Origin of the sequence: Desulforhopalus sp., assembly GCA_030247675.1 — a bacterium.
In the GTDB taxonomy this organism is placed as follows: domain Bacteria; phylum Desulfobacterota; class Desulfobulbia; order Desulfobulbales; family Desulfocapsaceae; genus Desulforhopalus_A.
The window spans coordinates 1,667,856-1,686,422 of sequence record JAOTRX010000002.1 but is presented as its reverse complement, the minus strand read 5'-3'; the positions used below and the strand labels follow the sequence as shown (position 1 = coordinate 1,686,422).

Sequence of the window (18,567 nt, the reverse complement as noted above, 5' to 3'; positions counted from 1 at the left end):
AGTAAGTGCATGGCAGAAACACAGAAACAATAAAAATGCAAAAGTGAATTGGCAGTTTACGACCGACAACGCACGGGTAAAATTGTTGCGTCTTTATCCGACACTTGATTGTTGACTAGACACTAGAGCAAAATAACCGGTGAACTGACAGATTAATGGCAACGAGAAAACCACTTGTACTTTTGCTGGCTGCTACACGGTACCCTTTAGAATGAAATTGTAGAGTTTCCGACTGGTAGCATCTACTTCTTTTTGCAAGGAAGGATTGTCATCGTAGATTAATGGGCCATCAAGCCCATATACACACCGAAAGATAATTTCTTCACCATTCCAAGGCTCTTCAAGTTCGTCCCATTCATATTTGAACACTTGGTTGATGATATATCCACCGATGGCATGGCAGGCATTTTTGTGCCGGTTCATCGTTGATTTTGATGCACCCTTCTTCTGTAAAGCAGTCAGGTATTTTTCAAAAACTGGCATCAGTTCTTTGGCAAGCAGTTCATCACCGGCTACTATGTGCCAACTCTTATCCCAATTTTCAGTGAACATTGAGTTATTTTGCTTTTCCATCATTTACGGCTTTACGTAGTTCTTTGCCGACCTTGAAGAAAGGGAGCTTTTTCGGCTTCACCTTGACTATCTTGTGGGTTTTAGGATTTCTGCCGTCGTAGGACTGGTATTCCCTCACAGTAAAACTGCCAAAACCACGAATTTCTACGTTACCGCCTTCGACCAATGTCTCTGTCATGGCATCCAAGACCGTAGCGAGAATGGATTCTGCAGTTTTAATAGGAAGATTTTGATCTCTTGCGAGTGCGTCTATCAGGTCTGATTTGTTCATAGAGGTCCCTTTGAAGGAGGTTGCCGTTTACTAAACCATTTCCCGCCAACCAGACCAGAGAAACGATTTTCTCCCCAATTTCCGGCACCGGATGAGGGTGACGGGTTTGCAAAAAAACCGGATACCTGTCGTCGAACCGCAACAAGTGCGCATCCGAATTTTCGGACGCCAATTCGGTTCCCAAAATGGGAATCGAATTGGTCATTTCCTGCATAGGTCATCCGCCACGGGGCGCGAACATGATGATGCTCATACCAAGCAGCATCACAGCCACACCGACAAAATCCCAAACGTGAGGCCGAACCCCATCCACCAGCCACAACCAGACCAGCGCAACGGTCACGTAAACGCCACCGTAGGCGGCATAAACGCGACCCGCTGCGGTTGGATGCAACGAAAGCAGCCATGCAAAGAGCGCCAAACTCGCAGCGGCTGGCAGCAGGACCCAAGGAGAGGCAGACTTCTTCAGCCACAGGTATGGCAGATAGCAGCCGACGATTTCGGCGATGGCGGTAATGATGAATAAACCAAATGTATTCAGTGCAGTCATGTATCGTCTTACCCCTTCGGAGGATACGAGTCGTTCCTGTGGCAGTCCTTGCCCTCCCTCTCGGCCAGGATTTGTTTTTCAAGATCAAGAATTCTACTTATTCCAATTTGCATTCAAGATGACATTTTGATATAGTCTTGCCATGGAGGTGAGCCATGGCAAGAAAAGCATGTACAGATCTAGATGAAGTACAAAAAGCCAAGCTATTACGTGATCAAGCTACCACGATCAGCGATTACAGAAAAGCCCTGTCGGTGATTCTTGTCGCGGAATATGGTTTCGACGCTGACAGAGCCGCAGATACTTTGGGTATAAGCCGTCGCACTGTTTTTCGTGACCGAAGTAAAATTCGCAATCAAGACGACACATCAAAAAATACATGGGGTGGTCGTCGGAATTCCTCAATGACCATTGAAGAGGAAAGGCAGTTTCTCTCTCACTGGCAAGAACAGGCAACAAAGGGTGGAGTGTTGACAGTACCCCCTCTCCATGCAGCTCTGATTGAACGACTTGGACATGCCATTCCTCAGTCAACAACATATCGGCTATTGGCCCGTCATGGGTGGCGGAAGGTGCAACCGGATACCAAACACCCAAAGAGCGATCCTGCGGCACAGGATGAGTTTAAAAAAAATTCCCAAAAACAGTGGCGGCCGCCTGCCTAAAAAATGAAAACCAATTGCCTGTGCGGCTCATGTTTCAAGACGAAGCCCGCTTTGGCAGAATGAGCGACCCTCGATCATGTTGGGCGCCAGCCCCACATCGTCCGGTTGTAAACCTGGCATTGATACGGGAGTTCCGTTACGAATACGCCGCTGTCAGCCCGTGGGATGGCAGCCTTGATTTTATGACAACCGAGAAGATGAATACTGAGAACATGACCCGTTTTCTTGCCCAGATCAGTCTGGCGCACAAGGAAGAATTTATCGTCATGGTTGTCGATGGAGCATCATCCCACAGAAGCAAAGATCTTGTTATTCCCGAAAATGTTGCACTATTAAGACTACCACCATATTCACCAGAGTTGAACCCCGCGGAACAAATATGGAACATGTTGCGCCGAAACTATTTTGCCAACCGAGTTTTCGAATCACTTGATGCTGCAACTGCCCATGCTGAATTTGGCTTGGCAAAGATGGCGGCAAACAAGTCGTCGGTCAGAAGTTTAACTAATTGGCCTTGGATTAGTGCCATCTTGAAGGCGTAATGGAATTACCAGGTTTTCAACCTGAAAACTGCCCGCAGAGAGTTCCAAATAAGCTCGGATCAGAAGGCATTTCTTCAACAGATTTTTCTGACTTCGGCTGAATTTCGGCTCATCCTCCGGACAATACGTTGTCAGATACTTTTCAAAATTTATCCGTGCTTCGGTCAGGGTATATTCAATATGTAATGGCTTTTCTGCGCTACCAGATGTATCTGAGGCAGACACGTTCTGCTGCCAATCACATAATAAACATCGGGGATCACCGATTCGTACTGTTGGAAACCCGCAAGCCGCACACGGACATCGATTAAAACCAGGGATTTTCCCTCTTAGACGTTTGCAGTGGTCTTCCATTCGGCTTAAACGTTGAAGAGAATATCTCAGCGCTGAATCCCGAGTAACCCTTCCGTATTGATAAGGGGTTCCCTCCCAAACGGGGTGAGCTAACCACCAATCATCGAGGACCACTCCCTTTCGTTGATCATAGCGCAGAGGTTTCCGTGACAGATATTCCTCAAGAGTCGTCGGCGACCCTTCAAGCCTTTTCACTGCCAATATCTGTTCCGCAAGTTTTTTGCTGTCAGAGATGGTTGGCAGAGAGTCGTACATCTTTCTGATCTTGTTCTTTGCAGCAAGGTCCTTATTCGCCCACTCAGATCCGGAAATATCATCTGGACGGTACATGCTGTCGAAACGAGAGAAATTCTGTCTTGCTTCCGTCAGCGAATAATCTCCATTCGGACCACCCCAAACCTCATCGGCACTATCGTCATCCTGGCCATCGTCCTCCCACATACACAGATAACACATGTCGTACCGAGAACGCTCACCTATGGTTGGGTACCCACATGCGGGGCAGGCACAGCGAATGAAGACCTCATATGGTTTCCCGTTGGGATTCCAGAGCTGATTGCACAGTCTGTCAAAAGCCCGCCTTCTCTCCTGAAATTCTGCGATAGCGTCTGGGGCTTTGTCAGATTCGTTTCCCATATCCCCCATTTTCGTGTGCTCAATCATCGACAAGCACCCGCTCTTCAGCATGGTCAACGCGCCACTCCTTGCCTCGGTCATCGGTCAGGATTGCGGTGAAAACGGACCTGCCAATTGAGGCGGTCCGAGCGTCTTCCGCATAGTCATCAATCCCAAAGTGGGCAGACAGAACGGCCGAAACCACAGCACCGGGTGGTGCCAATTGCTCGGTGTTTCGGAGGAGCGTTCGCTGACACATCCCGGCAAGAATCCGGTTCCTTTCAATATCAAACTCAGCGGGTTCGACTCGTAGCGCAAGCAGGTCAATTGTTACCGTCGGCATCTGGTGTTGATACGCCAGCCAGGCATAATGCTGAGCCGAGCAGGCAAACATATGGGCGATGCCGCTAGCGAAGCTCTTGATATGTTTGCGGCCCAATTTGTTTTGCCTGAATGACGTTTTTGCCGTTTCCACCGATTCCAATCTCCGCGCTTTGACTCAATCAGACAACGGGTCGTCATGGCCGTAATCAGGGCACGCCTCCGGTTCCTGCGAACCGATTGCCGAAATGAGGTAATGGTCTCCGCAGTCTTCGTAGTCCGACACGCGCAGGTGAGGAGGTGAGGAAAATAGAAGGTCGGTCATGATTCACTCCGGCTGCCAGGCGCAACCTCCCCAGTGCTCTTCGTAGCGTTTCACGAAGTCTGTCATCTCGCGGATGTTGGCCGCAGGTTCACGGCAGGCTCGGGTACAGGTAGAAACGACATCCCGGTAGAACTCCGGGGAGACAGGTGTGATACCGGCGTAATTCAATAACAAGTCCGGAAGACGCTCCGTGATTTTTGCCCCGCGAGGTGACATCACAATGCTCGGGGGCTCTCCATACGCGTTGATCAACACGTATCGCCAGCTTGGGTCTGCGGCTCCCTGGTTCGGGACAATCTCACAAGGGCGTGCATCTCCGCCATTGGAAATGGCTTCATAGACTTCCTTGAGGGCTAGGGGTTTGTGGGCCATCAAGACATAAGGCCCGACCCCTATATAACTACGCATGCTTTCGTCGTATTCGATGCCGAGTAAGGCTTCCAGGTCAAAGCGCTGATCCAGGGGGGCCTTGCCCGAGGTGAACCATTGAAGTTCCCGTAGGGTGATCCCTGCACACTTGGCAACCTCTGCAGGCGGATTGGGCCAGCACGCCACGAGGTTTTTGGCGATCTCAGCCGCGTTGTCATAATAAGTATCGGCCCAGAAATTATCATCCTCAACGATGTCCTCCGTCGCCTTCTCTCCTGTCAGCAGCCAGGTCCTGCCATCAAACCCGTTGAGGTTGAAATAACGGGGCGGATTGGGCGGCAGGGAGGATTCCCAGGATGACAGCCATGGACCAGGTTCCCAGTCGAGTCCACCGGTCAGGGTTGGCACCGGTCCTTGTGCCGGTAAGGCCAGCCACTGTTGGATTCTGTCTCCCACCTCGCGGCTATTTACGCTCCTGTGACCACCCCTGACCTGAAAGTCGTGGTCATATTGAGCGTCCCGACAAAGGGCTTGGATGGACCCGGTAAGGGATTGGTCTTTTCTGTCGTGCTTCCCCAGCAGCCACCTGCTGAAGTCCTGGGCTGATCGCAGGGAAGCGGGAAGGGATTTCTCCTTGGCATCTGCGACTTCGACCTGGACTTCGATTTTTGCCATATCCCGCGCCAGTTCCGGGCTCGCCAGGGCGAGGTGGCGGTTGACCCGCAGGATGTCCGGTCGGCCACGCAAGCCATCGGCGTTACGCCACGCTTCCAGAAGAACATCCCGGAAGGCCTTGGGCTGGTCGACTGGAGTGTAGGTCATCCACCGAATGGGCAACCCGGCAACGGTCAATCCATAGAGTATGAAGGGACTGAGCCCGTACTGCTCTGCGTCCTTGATCTTGATCGGATCTCCCACGGATACAATGCCATGCTCCGGATGGTGGAAAAGGAACTTGGCAATCGCGACGTAGAAATGATGTTCTCTTGGTGATGACAGCCCCTGTTGATTCATGACCCCCCCTTGGGAAATGAGCTCTAATATAGCCCATTACCTTCCCTTCTCAGTAGTACTGCCGGATATATCCGAACGCCTTATCGAATAGATCCTGGTCCTTGACCTGGTATTTCACGTAAATCACTTTGCGCAGGGCCTTCTGGACCTCGCGTTCTCCGGCTTTGGTGTTTTGCCAGCCGGGGAATCGGACCAGGCGCACGATATCGTCGATGTCGGTCACGATCCGCTCGATCACCATCGGTGTCTTACCGTTCTTTACCTCGGCAAACAGTTCGGTCAGGGCCGCTTTGGCCTTGGCCTGTTCATCGACGGGGTCCACGTGCTTCTCGGCCTGGACGACCTCCTTGGCCAGGGTCAGCAGTTCCTTGAGGAAGTCGAGGCTGTGGAGCAGGCCCTGTTCGTGCCGTTCCTTCAGCTTTTCGAGGCGCTCGCCTAGGGCGACAAATTTCGGATTGTCCTTGTACTTGCGCAGGCGGGCGATGAGCTTGATCTCGATTTCCTTGGATTTCTTGTCCGGGTCCTTGGCATCGAGCAGTCCTTCGAGGACCTCGGCGTCCATCACCAGGGTATCCAGATCGTCGCGCACCGTCTCCAGATGCACGTTTTCATGCACCAGTTCGATTGTTTTGGCACCCAGGGCGTGCCAGAGCAACTTGCCGTTGCCGCTCGGCGGCTTCACCGATTCATAAACCTGGGTCAGCCACTTGTAGCCGGTCTCGTAAAGTCCGAGACAGGGATCAGGAGACAGCGCTTCCCACAGACGGGAGAGCACCGAGTATTCCGCCGCGAACTTGTCCCGTGTCTCGTTATCCGGCAGGCAGTCTTGAGCAGCGATCAGCCCCTCGTAACCACCTACGGTGCGATCCACACCTGGGAAGAACGACAGACATTTCGCCGACTGTCCGGGTAGCTCTTTCTTGAGTTCATCGAGGTTGGTGATGACCTTCTGCACGGCCTTTTCATCAAAATCGAGCGCGGTGGCCACGTCGTCGAAGATGCCCAGATAATCAACGATCAAACCGTGGGTCTTGTCGGGATAGACTCGGTTAGTGCGGCAGATGGCCTGCAGCAGGTTGTGATCCTTCATCGGCTTATCCAGGTACATCACCTGTAGGATAGGTGCGTCAAACCCGGTCAGCAGCTTGGAGGTAACGATCAGGAACTTGAGCGGATCGTTCGGGTCCCGGAACCGATCGAGGAGATTTTCCTCCTCATCCTTGGTCAGCTTCCACTCAGCATAGATGTCGGATTTGCCACCCTGAGTGTGAATGACAATGGCGCTGGCGTCCTTGCCAATCAACTCGTCCATTGCCTTTTTGTACAATACGCAGCACTCCCGGTCGAAGGTAACCATCTGGGCTTTGAAGCCGTTCGGTTCCACCTTCTGCTGATAGTGGTTCGCAATGTGCTGGCAGATCGCGCCTACCCGCACAGGAGCCTTGATCAAAACTGCCATCTTGGCGGCCCGCTTGGCCAGGTCGTCACGATCCTGTTCGCTCAGCTCTTCGGTCATCTGGGAATAGGCTTCGTCAATGGCATCTTTATTGATACGAAGCTTAACATCCACCACCTCGAAGTGCAGTGGTAGAGTGGCTTTGTCCCGGATCGAATCCTGGAACGAGTAGCGACTCATGTAACCCTGTTTATCCTCATCCGCACCGAAAGCCCAAAAGGTGTTGCGATCCCGCTTGTTGATCGGCGTGCCGGTCAGACCAAAAAGAAATGCATTAGGCAACGCATCGCGCATCTTGCGACCCAGGTCGCCTTCCTGGGTGCGGTGGGCTTCGTCCACCATAACAATTATGTTGGAACGTTCATTCAGGCGACCGTCCGCCTCACCGAATTTGTGAATGGTGGTGATGATGATCTTCCGGGTATCCGCCGCCAATAGACTTTGCAGCTCCTGCCGGGTCGCAGCCCCGATCATGTTCGGAATGTCAGCTGCATTGAAGGTGGAAGTGATCTGGGTGTCCAGGTCGATACGATCCACCACGATCATCACTGTGGGGTTTCCCAGCTTGAGGTGCATCCGAAGCTTCTGCGCGGCGAACACCATCAACAGAGACTTGCCTGAGCCCTGGAAGTGCCAGATCAGACCCTTCTTCGGATACCCAGCCACCACGCGGGCCACCATTAGGTTGGCAGCCTCGTACTGCTGATAACGGCAGATGATCTTGATGCGCCGGTACTTCTTGTCGGTGGCGAACAGGGTGAAGTTCTGCAGGATGTCCAGCACGATATGCGGGCGCAACATAGCGCGAATTGACCGCTGTACATCGACTATCGTCCCTTCGGACTTGTCCTCGGGATCGTGCCAGGGACCCCATATATCGATGGGCATGCGCACCGAGCCATAGCGGTAGCACTTGCCCTCGGTGGCAAAGGAGAGGACGCCCGGCACGAACATCTGAGGCACACTCTTTTCGTAGCCGTTGTGGATGTCGCTGGCCCCGTCCACCCAGGTCACCGCCGGGCGTACCGGCGTCTTTGCCTCGCCGATCACCAGTGGTATGCCGTTGACCAGCATGACAATGTCGAAGCGGCGGCCGCCTTCTTTCACCGGGTAGACCCACTGATTGGTGACCACGTATTCGTTGTTGCTCGGATCATCGAAGTCGATCAGGCGTACCGGCGTGTGTTCGCCGCGCTCGCCGAAGGGCATGGACTTCTCGCCCCGCAGCCATTCGGCAAACAGCTCGTTGGCCCGCACCAGACCTTCGCTCTGTACCGACAAGGGGATGGCTCGCAGGCGATAGAGCACCTCGTCGGCGCGGTCGGCCTGCACCTTCATTTCCGGGTTCAGGCGAATGAGGGCGTCGCGTACCATCGATTCCACCAGCACATCTTCGTTCCGGCGTGGCAGCTCCTCGGCGAGCACAAAACGCCATTTAAGGTTGGAAACGTGAAGTGTGAGATGTGAGTTAAGATAATCGGCTTGCGGCTCGGCAAAACACCACCGGCTGTCCTTGTTAGTCAGGGTGTCCAGCACTAGTTGCTCGACCGTATTTCCCTCGTTGAAGTAGGTCATGACAAGACCTCCCAGTGGCCGCCCTTGGCAGGACCGACCCGTTGCAAGCGTCCATGTCCCTTGAGTTTTTCAATCTGCTTCAACACCGCGCGCTTTGTAATGCCTAAGATTTCCCCTAACTGTTCCGTCGTGATCGAGGCATTCCCCCGCATTATTTCAAGGATTTGCTCCTCGGTTTTCGGTGAACTTTTTAGTGAACTTTTCGGTGCAATGTTCACCAACTCCAGATCTTCTATCGGCTTCCGATGAACCGTAGCGGTGAACAGGCACCCGTCCCTGTCGTCTGTGAAGTCGATCTGTGGCCACTGCGTCAAGGCGCGTTTGATTCCAGAGCCCAGCCCGTGGTAGGGCAACAGGCCCTTAGCCACATAGGAGACCAGGATCGGATTGCGGATATTGGAGTTCCCCGTCCGTATCTTTTCGACGGTCAGGTTATTGGGCAGATGGCCGGGGCTGAAGATTTCGATGCGATTGTCGAAGATGAACAGCCGGACTGGTGCACTCACCAGATAATCCCGGTGCACGAGGGCGTTGACCAGCAGTTCCTCGAAAACGCTTTCCGGGATTTCCGGCTGTCCGGGCGCGTTCACGCCGCGCCCCGCCTGGACCTTGTGCAGGTTGCGCATCACAAAAGCCAAGGCGTCCTGGAAGATTTTCGGCAGCGGCCCGGCGAAGTCTTCGGTATCGATATAATCGGTCGCGTGAATCTGATTGCCGGGATAGCGGATCGCCTTGACCACGAATTGCGGCTTGATGCGTTCTGGCCTTTCGGCGAACATCAGCAATCCTGCCAGATTCAGTACTCCGTCATCAGTGGCCAGGTTCATGTTCTGGAGCAGGCGCGTCAACTCTTCCAAATCGTCCGGGTAATCCTGCTCATAGATGTCGCGGAGGAAATCGCGGAAGCGCAGTTTATCCAGCTTGTCGAGCCCCGCTCTGGTCGGCAGTTCATCGGCATGGAACTGATCCGTCATCTGGAACAGACGGCGCAGCTCCTCCTTGGAGTTCACGCGCCGCTTGTCCGCTCCCGTTTTCAGCCAGATCACTCCATTCTTGTCGAAGTAGGGCTTGTCGAGCCCCTTGGGCACGGTCAGCACAATCACGACACGGCCACTTTTTAGGGCGACGTTCTCGGTCCGCACCGTCAGCGGACTTTTAACAAGCTGGCTCGCGGCATTGCTGACAAGCTGATTAATCCGGGCAACGTCGGCCTGGTCGAGTCCCGGCGTGCTGCCGTTATCGGCCACGCCCAGGTAAATTGTCCCGCCCTCGGAATTTGCAAATGCGGCCATCTCGGAAGCCAGGGATTCGGCATTGCGCACATCGGCCTTGAACTGGCGCCTGCTGTCCTCGCCGAGGGAGACTTGAGATTGAAGTTCCTTGATTCTCATTTCACACCTCACCCTTCAAACTTCACACTTCTTTCAGCCATCTGTTCGACAGTGTTTTCTTCGTTAAACATGACACGCCAGCACCCCTTTATTTCCTTTCACCGTCCAACTTTCTCTTAAAGCTTGACAATCGATCACCGATCGTAATAGTATAAATGAACTCATCGGCCATCCAGTTTGGTGTAAGAGCCGAAGGAGATGGGCCTGCCGTCTGAGCAGGCCTTTCTTAGTTTATGCGGGTCGCATGCTTCCTTGCAAAATCGTTTCTCGTATATTTACTATCCACATAAAACGATGTGATCAGGCGTCGTTTGCCATCAGGAAATTTTTTCATGATCACAACAAAATCGTAATCCTGCATCCAGATGTAGGTCTTTATAGTTTTATCCCCTTCCTCATAATCCCACGCCAGCACTTCCGGCTCGGTGGGGTGTTCAAGCAACGGTTTCACCCATGGCAGTCGCTCGCATCGTCTCGGATCGGGTAATCTTTCCTGCTCAGCATCTTCCGGATTGCCTGGGAAAAATTTTCTTTTCCGTCGAGGAATCTTCTCAGCTTTTATCTTACGAGAAGTCAGATGCCAGAATATTTCCTCTTTGCCATCTTCCATGTTGCGAAAAATCCAGACATCGTGCCCTACATACTTTAGGCCGGCATCTCGAATATCACGGCAGAAAATTTCATAGAGCATCTCATAAGTGGCTTCCGTCCAAGGATTAACCAAAGCCATTTCAGGCAGCCATTCAGGCATTCTCAAAACCTCCGCCATTCGGTCGCCAAATACAGAGGTTGAATTTTCGTTCGGTCGGCAGCGTGTTGCAATTCAGGCTCAAACCGGATCTGGCCTTAATCTGCTGAATAATTTCAGTCTTTGCGGTGCTACCCGTTAAGCCGCGCGCATGATATGCAACAGCCCCGATCAAGACATCCACGAGTTGCATAAGACCTATGTCATGCGAGTGGACATGTTGAATCCTCTCAATAATTTCTCTCGAAAAATCGTAATTCGCATTACTCAACACCTGCCTGAGCTTTTGCAGTTTATGCCTGCTGCGAGTGTCTTTTATGTCCGGATAAATGTGATATTTTCGCTCCGAGGATATCAGATTTCTCAATAAATAGAAATACATCTTATAATACCAGTCATCATGGGTCTGGTTGTATTGTTCGTGAGACAAGACGGATTTGTCTGGAATCACCCAGGCACGGAACCCCATGGCGGGACAGGAAAAAAAATAATCCACCAGTTCTCGATAAAAATCGAGTTTGGCCGGAGACACCTTTGACCACTTGATCTCGAAAAATGGCGACAGGTGATGTTTGGCTTTCAACCCTGCAATGGCCTGATTATGTTCGCTGGCCTTGGCCTTAATGCACCAGAGCGCGCCGAGAACCATGGCTTTCTGGTCGTCATGCGGCAAATGACAGCTCTCATCGCAGTAAATATTGATCGTGTTCTTCATTGCGACCTCATATCTCCGCTCTTTCTCCGTCCTGACTGAGCAGAATCATAATTCTGTGACCGAGGCAGGTGAGTTTTGCGGCAACCATGTTCGAAGGCACGCCGCCGCAGAACGTGTCGAGAACCATCTGTTCGACAGTGTTTTCTTCATTAAACATGGGGAACTCCGTTAGTAAGCAGACCACATGACAACGACTGTTTAAGCTCTGTTGTCTTGGCTATTTGCTCTGATACGATACGCCTGACTGACTTCATCTCCCTGAAAAACAGATCAACGAGTGCTTGCTCTTTATCTGACGGAACAGGCACATCCATTTCTTTAAGCTTGATTGCAGTTAAATGGGCTATGGTGGAATGTCCTGTGAGAGCTTTGAATAATCCTTTTCTATCAGCCCACATCATAAACTGCAGCATGACTTCTGAAGAGAAATTGGAAATAGGACGGAGCCGGTGCAGTGCCTTTTGGTAATAACAATTTTTAATTTCTCCATGCCATATCGCACTGCGTCCTACCTCGCCCCCTTCACAGACGAGAATATCTCCTGGGGTCAACGCAAACTTTTCCCGCTCCTTTTCTGAAAAGTCCATTTCTTGGACCTTTCCCAGATCAATACGGTCCCACTGGACGTTGTAATTGGCTAAATACAGAAATGATGAATTACCCGTTTTGGCCTTTGGCGACAGCATTTTTCCCAATTGAACAGAAAATAGGTTTTTCAGCTTCTTCTTTGGCCAATTCTTTCTGGAAAAAAACTCCACTCTGTGAACGGATATCATAACGTTTAGAACAGAATAAACTCGCCGCCATTGCTCTACTGCCTCATCCGCTGCCCATAGGATCTCGGCAATACGCTTTTGTTCATCAAGAGGTGGCAGCAGGAATTCCTGAACTCGCATTGTCTTCCAGTTAATCGTTGGCGAAAGAGAGCCCACCGATATTCCAATGGCCCGCTCCATAAACATGTCGGATTGCAGAAAGAACGGCAGGAACTCCGGCAGAATCATTTTAGACTTTGCCCGCACTACCATGGCATGGGCCGAGCAGATACCGTCGAACTCCGCCACGGCGAGCTTGCGCTGATACGCACGGCGGCGGCCAAAGATCACATCGCCTTTCTTGAAGGCCAGTTTTTGCCCGGTGACATCGGACGGGTGACCCCACTGGCGCAGGTGGAGCGTGCTAGGATCGAGATGTTCGAGCCCAACATAGACATCGGTCTTGGCATCAGCGGGGTTTACCCTCATAGCAATGCTCTGCGCGATGTCGCCGAACTTGACCATTTTCCAGCCGGGCTTCAGTTCAGTCATGCGTCACCCTCACCCCGATACTCCGGATTAGGAACTTTGACGCATTGATCCAGCTTTCTGTGCAGCATGGAAATCAGAGTGAGATAATCTGCGGCGTCTATCTCTCCCTGCCAAAGTATTTTGGGACCGTGCGCCAGCGGGTTACGGATCGCCGCTGCACATCCCTTCAGAAGCTGTGCAAATCCTTTGTGTTCTGACTTTTCTGTTTCAGTCTGAAGTGTGTTGAATGCGAGGGATGGATTTTCAATCGAGAAAGCCCTGTCAATCAGGTTGGCACCATCGGCTTCAATACTGGAAAGATCACGAATCCTTTGGAACAACCCTTTGCAGGCTTCAAAAACTGCATGGAAATAGTTGTCCTGCATTAGTTCTGGCTGGCAGTATTTGTAGACTTCAGGATGAGTATTACGGGAAGCCAACTTGTTACGAACACCCTGTGCTCGCGTTTCTGCTTCATCTAATGTTCTTGCTTGGGCTGTATGCCTGAATTGGCCATCCTTGCCATATTCGAGGCCATGCAGAATTAAGATCGCGTTGAGCTCACCGCGATGGTGTTCGAACTGATCTCGTTTTCCAACAAAGCGACTTGGGACAAGATAGGATCTGACAAAGGCAAGAATCTGGTTGGCGCTTTTTATCGTTGCTTGGTTTTTCAGAAATACCGAATTGAGACGCCGCCACTTGGTGGATTCGCCAGAGTCATCAACAAGCCCGTTCACCTGGAAGTATCGACTGATGTCTGTTCCTGACCCAGCCTCACCAATCACCTTGGCAATGGCCTCAACTGTACCCGGATCGAATGGAGGGTGTGCACTCATTCGGCACCTCTTATCACCCGGGCATCCTCAAGCACCTCAAAGAGGCTGCCCATGGATTTCCGCAGAGCCATCGAACTTTCCTGCCAGTTGGCAATGGCTTGTTTGAGGCTGACCGTTTCGGCCGCCCCGTTGCCATTGCCGTTTCCGTTGTCCGCCCGCACATAGAGCGGGATGCTGAGGTTGCTGCCTTTTTCCCGGATTTCTTTATTGCTGACCACCCGAGCAAAGCCTTCCTTGTCGCCGAAAGTACGGTAGGCGGCGACAATCCGCTGGATGTGGTCGTCGGTGAGGAAGCTCTGCGCCCGCTCGCGGGTCACTTCGTTCACCGCGTTGACGAAGAGCACTTTGTTCCTGCGCTCCTTAGGCTTGTTCATGCGGCAGATGACGACGCAGGCTTCCATGGGCGAGTTGTAAAAGAGGTTGGGTCCGAGGCCCAGAACACACTCCACCACGTCGTGGGTAACCAGCTTTTCGCGCATCGCCAGCTCTTCATTGCGAAAGAGGACACCATGCGGAAACAGGATGGCGCATCGGCCGGTTTTAGCCTTCATGCTCTCGACGATGTGCTGCCAGAAGGCGTAGTCGGCACGGCCTTGGGGCGGAGTACCGTAGATGTTCCGACCCCATGGATCGGCGGCCCAGGCCTCGCGGTTCCACTGCTTGATGGAATATGGCGGATTGGCCAAGACCACGTCGAACTGCATGAGTCGGTCGCCTTCGACAAAGGCGGGACCCGTCAGGGTGTCGCCCCGGAAGATGCGGAAGTCCTCGATGCCGTGCAGGAACAGATTCGTCCGGCCGATGGCCGAGGTGAGCAGGTTGCGCTCCTGACCGAATAGTCGCAGGTTCCGCCATTCCTTGTTCTGTCGCTTCAGGTGGGCGACGGAGGAGAGCAGCATGCCAGCCGAACCGCAGGTCGGGTCATAGATCGACTCGCCTGGCTTGGGTTCCAGCATCTCGGTCATCAGGTGGACCACGGTGCGATTCGTATAGAACTCCGCAGCGGTGTGGCCGGAATCGTCGGCGAACTTCTTGATCAGAAACTCGTAGCCCACGCCCAGTTCATCCTCCGGGCAGTTGGAAAGCGACAAAGTCTGCGAGCTGAAGTGCTCGATAAGTTCGCGCAGCATGTGATCCGGCAGGCGGTCTTTGTTGGTCCACTGGGCATCGCCGAAGACCCCGTACAGGGTGTCGGGGTTGGCGCGTTCAATGTCGCGCAGGGTATCCTGGATGGTTTTGCCCACGTTTTTGACCTTGGTGCGGGTGGCTTTCCAGTGTGCTTCCTCCGGAATCTGGAAACGGTGCTGTTCTGGGAGCGCGGCGTATTTCTGATCGCCACCGGATTCCTCCAGCGCATCAGCCAGCTCCTCGTCATACACGTCGCACAGGCGCTTGTAAAACAGTAGCGGGAAGATGAACTGCTTGTAGTCCCCTGCGTCGATGTAGCCGCGCAGCAAGGTGGCCGCGCCCCAGAGGTAGGATTCAAGTTCCGATTGGGAAATGTGTTTGTTCTTCTTCATAGCGCTACCACTTCCCATTCAGTAATGTCCGTTGGAATATCGACGCCATCCAGGGAGTCCCAATCGTAATCGCCGGTCGCCTGCATGTAGACGTCATCGGCGGCCGCCATGGCCGAGTGATAGGAGCCGAGCAAGTCATCGTTGAACCAAAGACCCCAACGACCGTTGGTTTGCGGTTTGATGAGAAAGCGGCCAACAGGTGATCTGTACTGATAGACTTTCATAACAGGCCCTCTCTGAGCAGCAGTTCCTTCAGGCGATCCTCGGCCGCATACGCTGCCTGCAACGACTCCTTGAGGTTGGCGATGGCCTGATTGATGGTCATGGATTCTTCCTCGATCACCGGCTCCACGTAGCGAGGGATGTTCAGGTTGAAATCGTTCTCGCGGATTTCGTCGAGCGTGACTACCCGGCAGATCCCTTCGGCATCCTGATAGGCCTCGTACCAGCGATGGATGTTGTCCACGTGCTCGGGTAACAGTTCGTTCTGAGCACGACCGGTCTTGAGTTCTTTCGAGGCGTCGATAAACAGCACCTTCTGGCGATGGGCCTTTGGTTTGCTGTCCCTGAAGACCAGCACGCAAGGCGCGAGGCCGGTGCCATAAAAGATGTTCTGACCAAGGCCGATTACCGTTTCGAGGATATCCATTTCCAGCAGCTTGCGCCGGATCTCGCCTTCCTTGGACATACGGAAGAGCACGCCATGGGGAAGCACCACGGCCATGCGGCCGGTCTTGCGGGCCATGGACTTGGTCATGTGCTGAACCCAGGCGAAGTCTCCGGACTTGGCTGGCGGGAGCCCCGCGAAGTTGCGGCCGTAAGGGTCGTTGATCCAGACGTCATCCCCCCACTTTTCCAGGGAGAAGGGAGGATTGGCGATGACGCAATCAAAGGTGGCGAGGCTGTCTCCCGAATAAAAGGCGGGCAATCGCAGCGTGTCGCCGCGTTCGATATGGAAATCTTCCGCGCCGTGAAGAAAGAGGTTCATCCGGGCGATGGAGGATGTGGTCAGATTCTTTTCCTGGCCATAAAGCTTGCCCAGCATGAGGTTCTCGTCACCGCCATGCTCTTTGACATGGTGCAGGGCCTCGAGGAGCATGCCGCCGGTCCCGCAGGCCGGGTCATAGATGGTTTCCCCGGCCTTGGGCGCAAGGATGCGGACCATCAGCGCGACCACGGAGCGTGGGGTATAGAACTCACCGGCCTTCTTATTGGTAAGGTCAGCAAATTTCTTGATCAGGTATTCGTAGGATTGGCCGAGGATGTCAGCCTTGCAGTGCTCATTGCCGAGGCTGAGCGACGAGAAGTGTTCAATTAGATCCTTGAGCAGCGCGTCGGAAAGGCGGTCCTTGTTGGTCCACTGGGCGTCACCGAAAATGCCGTGCAGGGTATCCGGGTTGGCTTGCTCGATACAGCGCATAGCCTTTTGGAGCGCATGGCCGATATTGGCACTCTTGGCCCGGACATCCTTCCAGTGACAGCCCTCTTGAACCTGGAAACGGTGGTTCTCGGGGAACTGGGCGAACTCTACATCCCCGCCGGACTCTTCCAGCGCGACTGTATACTCCTCGTCGTAGACGTCAGAGAGTCGCTTGAAGAACAGCAGCGGGAAAATGTAGGTCTTGAAGTCAGCCGCATCGACAGGACCGCGCAAGATATTGGCGGCCTCCCAGAGATGCCCCGAGAGGGTCCCGATATCCAGATCGACCGAATAGTTGTTTCCGTTCTTTCTGCTCATTCAGATTCCGTAAGTTGATAAGCGGACATAAAGTCGTTTATGTGACTGTATTTGCGTTCTTGCAAAATGCGTCTATGTCCGGCAATTATCAACCGGATTAATAAAAGGAAAGCTCTTTGATCCTAGAAGATTCAATCTCGCGCAGAAGAGCAAGCTTTGTTTCAATTTCTTCACGATTTATGAGGATAATTTGTTGTTTTTTCCCAGAAATCGATTCATTTTCTTTATGAAGACCTAGTCGCTGTTTCAAGTAGAAATGAAAAGCAGCTTTTATTTCAATGGCCACTTCTCCGTTGACCATATTGAATTCACATTCAATGCTCTTTTTTTGACCTGGAGAAAGATCTTTATGGGCTGCAATCTTGAACACTAAATTATTGTGCCATAGAAAATCATTTAAATGTCCGTGCGGAAATATTTTGCTGTCTCCAACAGAAATTATCCTGCTTAAGACAAAGTCTTTATACATTTTATCTTTGTGGCACAATCCCCTTACATGCCATCTAAGACCATCAAATCCAAAAGCATGTGGTGAAATCCATCGTGTTGTTGGATCAGGCGTATTCATCGATTGATATTCAATTTCTATTGACTCACTCCCATGCATGCTTTTAAGAATTTGCTTTAATATCTGGGAGTCGATAGCTCTTGCTAAAAGTGGCAGTTGATATGATTGAGGGACTCTACCGCAAAAGAATTCTCCAGGGGATTTGTCCAGACCAGATACTATGAGATGAGAAAAATATGACTCTCCTTCTAGCGTAGCCAATACCGGAAGAAATCTGTTCCCAGCCACATAATGTTTTGCACTGCTATCGTATTGGATGTTTGTTGGCGCTATCTCGCTGTATTTCTTTATATCTTTCGTTGCTTGAGGGATAGATACATCGAAATATTCCGTCAAATCTTTCCTGCTGATCTTACCATCCCAAAATAGTCGCGACTCGATAAATTCCAGTCGTTTCTTTGTACTCCATCTCATTTTTTCACCTGTTTTTAAGATCTTATTGCTAGAGCCATACACTATATCACATCAATAAATATTCACAATATATGAATATCGAGAATACTACTTTTCATCAATCATTATTTATTGACATACTTAGTATTCGTGTTTATCGTTTTAAGAGTTTGTAAAATCTGCCCAAGAGCAAATATTAACTACGAGGTACCAAATGGCAAAAAAAGTAACAGGTTCAACAGCTGCTAAGAGTGCGTCAAGTGTTTTGACGAGTAAGAACACCGGCACCAATTCTAAATCTGTAGCTGCGAGCGCTCTGAGTCAAACAAAGGCTCCGAACAAATCAACATCTCGAACAGTGGCGACGAAAGCCTCTGCCGTTCTGAGGGACGGAAGAACCAGTGCACAATCAAAAACTGCAGCCGGAAGTGCTTTGGCTCAAACAACATCCAGGAAGAAAGGAGGAAGGTAGGAAATGGCGAAATTTCAGGGCGCAGTGATCAAAGAGCAGGGCGTAAAATTTGCAATCGTGGTGGTGAAAAGCCATGTCGTCCAGGTGCAACATGAGGCTCTCAAGGCAATTGATGATTTTGGACGGTTTTTCCCAGGAATTCCGGTAATATTAATGGCTCAGAACGGCAGAGGCACTCCGACATATTATGGTCGCAGAGATATTGCTAAGTTTATGAGCAATGTTCCCATCCAAGCTATCCCATGGAAGGAATACACGGTTAGCTGA

The 18,567-nt window shown here is 51.9% G+C and carries 21 protein-coding genes; 3 read left to right on the top strand and 18 right to left on the bottom strand.

The features are described from left to right. Positions 1 to 192: 192 nt before the first annotated feature. The 3 genes from OEL83_07305 to OEL83_07295 form a co-directional block, all read right to left on the bottom strand. Positions 193 to 576: a hypothetical protein gene (locus tag OEL83_07305; protein MDK9706844.1), complete on the bottom strand. Its 384-nt coding sequence runs from the start codon at positions 574 to 576 to the stop codon at positions 193 to 195. Next, complete coding sequence (locus OEL83_07300; protein MDK9706843.1) at positions 557 to 844, bottom strand: integration host factor subunit beta; 288 nt, start codon at positions 842 to 844, stop codon at positions 557 to 559. The genes OEL83_07305 and OEL83_07300 overlap by 20 nt, the downstream gene beginning before the upstream one ends. A 217-nt stretch (positions 845 to 1,061) precedes the next feature. After that, positions 1,062 to 1,394, bottom strand: coding sequence for a YnfA family protein (locus tag OEL83_07295; protein ID MDK9706842.1), 333 nt, complete (start codon positions 1,392 to 1,394; stop codon positions 1,062 to 1,064). Positions 1,395 to 1,549: 155 nt separating this feature from the next. Here OEL83_07295 and OEL83_07290 point away from each other — a divergent pair, with 155 nt between their 5' ends. Together OEL83_07290 and OEL83_07285 are read left to right on the top strand one after the other, a co-directional pair. Continuing rightward, a complete protein-coding gene (locus tag OEL83_07290) occupies positions 1,550 to 2,059 on the top strand; it encodes a winged helix-turn-helix domain-containing protein (protein ID MDK9706841.1) in 510 nt (169 codons plus the stop codon). A gap of 29 nt (positions 2,060 to 2,088) precedes the next feature. Further along, complete coding sequence (locus OEL83_07285; GenBank protein MDK9706840.1) at positions 2,089 to 2,601, top strand: IS630 family transposase; 513 nt, start codon at positions 2,089 to 2,091, stop codon at positions 2,599 to 2,601. On the opposite strand, the gene OEL83_07280 is transcribed toward OEL83_07285, so the two are convergent. The 15 genes from OEL83_07280 to OEL83_07210 all read right to left on the bottom strand — a co-directional run bounded on the left by OEL83_07280 (position 2,560) and on the right by OEL83_07210 (position 17,849). Next, positions 2,560 to 3,591 carry a CPCC family cysteine-rich protein gene (locus OEL83_07280; protein ID MDK9706839.1) on the bottom strand — a complete coding sequence of 344 codons (1,032 nt, stop codon included), beginning with the start codon at positions 3,589 to 3,591 and terminating at the stop codon, positions 2,560 to 2,562. The genes OEL83_07285 and OEL83_07280 overlap by 42 nt on opposite strands. 19 nt (positions 3,592 to 3,610) lie before the next feature. Further along, positions 3,611 to 4,045, bottom strand: coding sequence for a hypothetical protein (locus OEL83_07275; GenBank protein MDK9706838.1), 435 nt, complete (start codon positions 4,043 to 4,045; stop codon positions 3,611 to 3,613). A gap of 24 nt (positions 4,046 to 4,069) precedes the next feature. Then, positions 4,070 to 4,216: a hypothetical protein gene (locus OEL83_07270; protein ID MDK9706837.1), complete on the bottom strand. Its 147-nt coding sequence runs from the start codon at positions 4,214 to 4,216 to the stop codon at positions 4,070 to 4,072. Positions 4,217 to 4,219: 3 nt separating this feature from the next. After that, positions 4,220 to 5,503, bottom strand: coding sequence for a hypothetical protein (locus OEL83_07265; protein ID MDK9706836.1), 1,284 nt, complete (start codon positions 5,501 to 5,503; stop codon positions 4,220 to 4,222). A 145-nt stretch (positions 5,504 to 5,648) separates the two neighbouring features. Beyond that, a complete protein-coding gene (locus tag OEL83_07260; GenBank protein ID MDK9706835.1) occupies positions 5,649 to 8,630 on the bottom strand; it encodes a type I restriction endonuclease subunit R in 2,982 nt (993 codons plus the stop codon). Next, entirely contained in the window at positions 8,627 to 10,021 is a 1,395-nt protein-coding gene (locus tag OEL83_07255; protein MDK9706834.1) for a putative DNA binding domain-containing protein, read from the bottom strand. The genes OEL83_07260 and OEL83_07255 overlap by 4 nt, the downstream gene beginning before the upstream one ends. A 226-nt stretch (positions 10,022 to 10,247) precedes the next feature. Continuing rightward, on the bottom strand, positions 10,248 to 10,772 hold the full coding sequence (locus tag OEL83_07250; GenBank protein MDK9706833.1) for a hypothetical protein: 525 nt from the start codon (positions 10,770 to 10,772) through the stop codon (positions 10,248 to 10,250). Further along, positions 10,765 to 11,484, bottom strand: coding sequence for a DUF3800 domain-containing protein (locus OEL83_07245; protein ID MDK9706832.1), 720 nt, complete (start codon positions 11,482 to 11,484; stop codon positions 10,765 to 10,767). Before OEL83_07245 ends, OEL83_07250 begins: the two co-directional genes overlap by 8 nt. Before the next feature lie 7 nt (positions 11,485 to 11,491). After that, positions 11,492 to 11,641 carry a hypothetical protein gene (locus OEL83_07240; protein ID MDK9706831.1) on the bottom strand — a complete coding sequence of 50 codons (150 nt, stop codon included), beginning with the start codon at positions 11,639 to 11,641 and terminating at the stop codon, positions 11,492 to 11,494. Next, on the bottom strand, positions 11,634 to 12,791 hold the full coding sequence (locus OEL83_07235) for a restriction endonuclease subunit S (GenBank protein ID MDK9706830.1): 1,158 nt from the start codon (positions 12,789 to 12,791) through the stop codon (positions 11,634 to 11,636). Before OEL83_07235 ends, OEL83_07240 begins: the two co-directional genes overlap by 8 nt. Next, the gene (locus tag OEL83_07230; protein ID MDK9706829.1) at positions 12,788 to 13,609 is read right to left on the bottom strand and encodes a TIGR02391 family protein; all 822 of its coding nucleotides are present in this window, start codon (positions 13,607 to 13,609) and stop codon (positions 12,788 to 12,790) included. Before OEL83_07230 ends, OEL83_07235 begins: the two co-directional genes overlap by 4 nt. Then, on the bottom strand, positions 13,606 to 15,129 hold the full coding sequence (locus tag OEL83_07225) for a type I restriction-modification system subunit M (GenBank protein ID MDK9706828.1): 1,524 nt from the start codon (positions 15,127 to 15,129) through the stop codon (positions 13,606 to 13,608). Before OEL83_07225 ends, OEL83_07230 begins: the two co-directional genes overlap by 4 nt. Beyond that, on the bottom strand, positions 15,126 to 15,353 hold the full coding sequence (locus tag OEL83_07220; protein ID MDK9706827.1) for a hypothetical protein: 228 nt from the start codon (positions 15,351 to 15,353) through the stop codon (positions 15,126 to 15,128). Before OEL83_07220 ends, OEL83_07225 begins: the two co-directional genes overlap by 4 nt. Continuing rightward, positions 15,350 to 16,867, bottom strand: a complete 1,518-nt coding sequence (locus OEL83_07215) for a type I restriction-modification system subunit M (GenBank protein ID MDK9706826.1) — start codon at positions 16,865 to 16,867, stop codon at positions 15,350 to 15,352. Before OEL83_07215 ends, OEL83_07220 begins: the two co-directional genes overlap by 4 nt. A 97-nt stretch (positions 16,868 to 16,964) precedes the next feature. Then, the gene (locus tag OEL83_07210) at positions 16,965 to 17,849 is read right to left on the bottom strand and encodes a WYL domain-containing protein (GenBank protein ID MDK9706825.1); all 885 of its coding nucleotides are present in this window, start codon (positions 17,847 to 17,849) and stop codon (positions 16,965 to 16,967) included. Positions 17,850 to 18,303: 454 nt separating this feature from the next. Here OEL83_07210 and OEL83_07205 point away from each other — a divergent pair, with 454 nt between their 5' ends. Then, positions 18,304 to 18,567, top strand: coding sequence for a hypothetical protein (locus OEL83_07205; protein ID MDK9706824.1), 264 nt, complete (start codon positions 18,304 to 18,306; stop codon positions 18,565 to 18,567).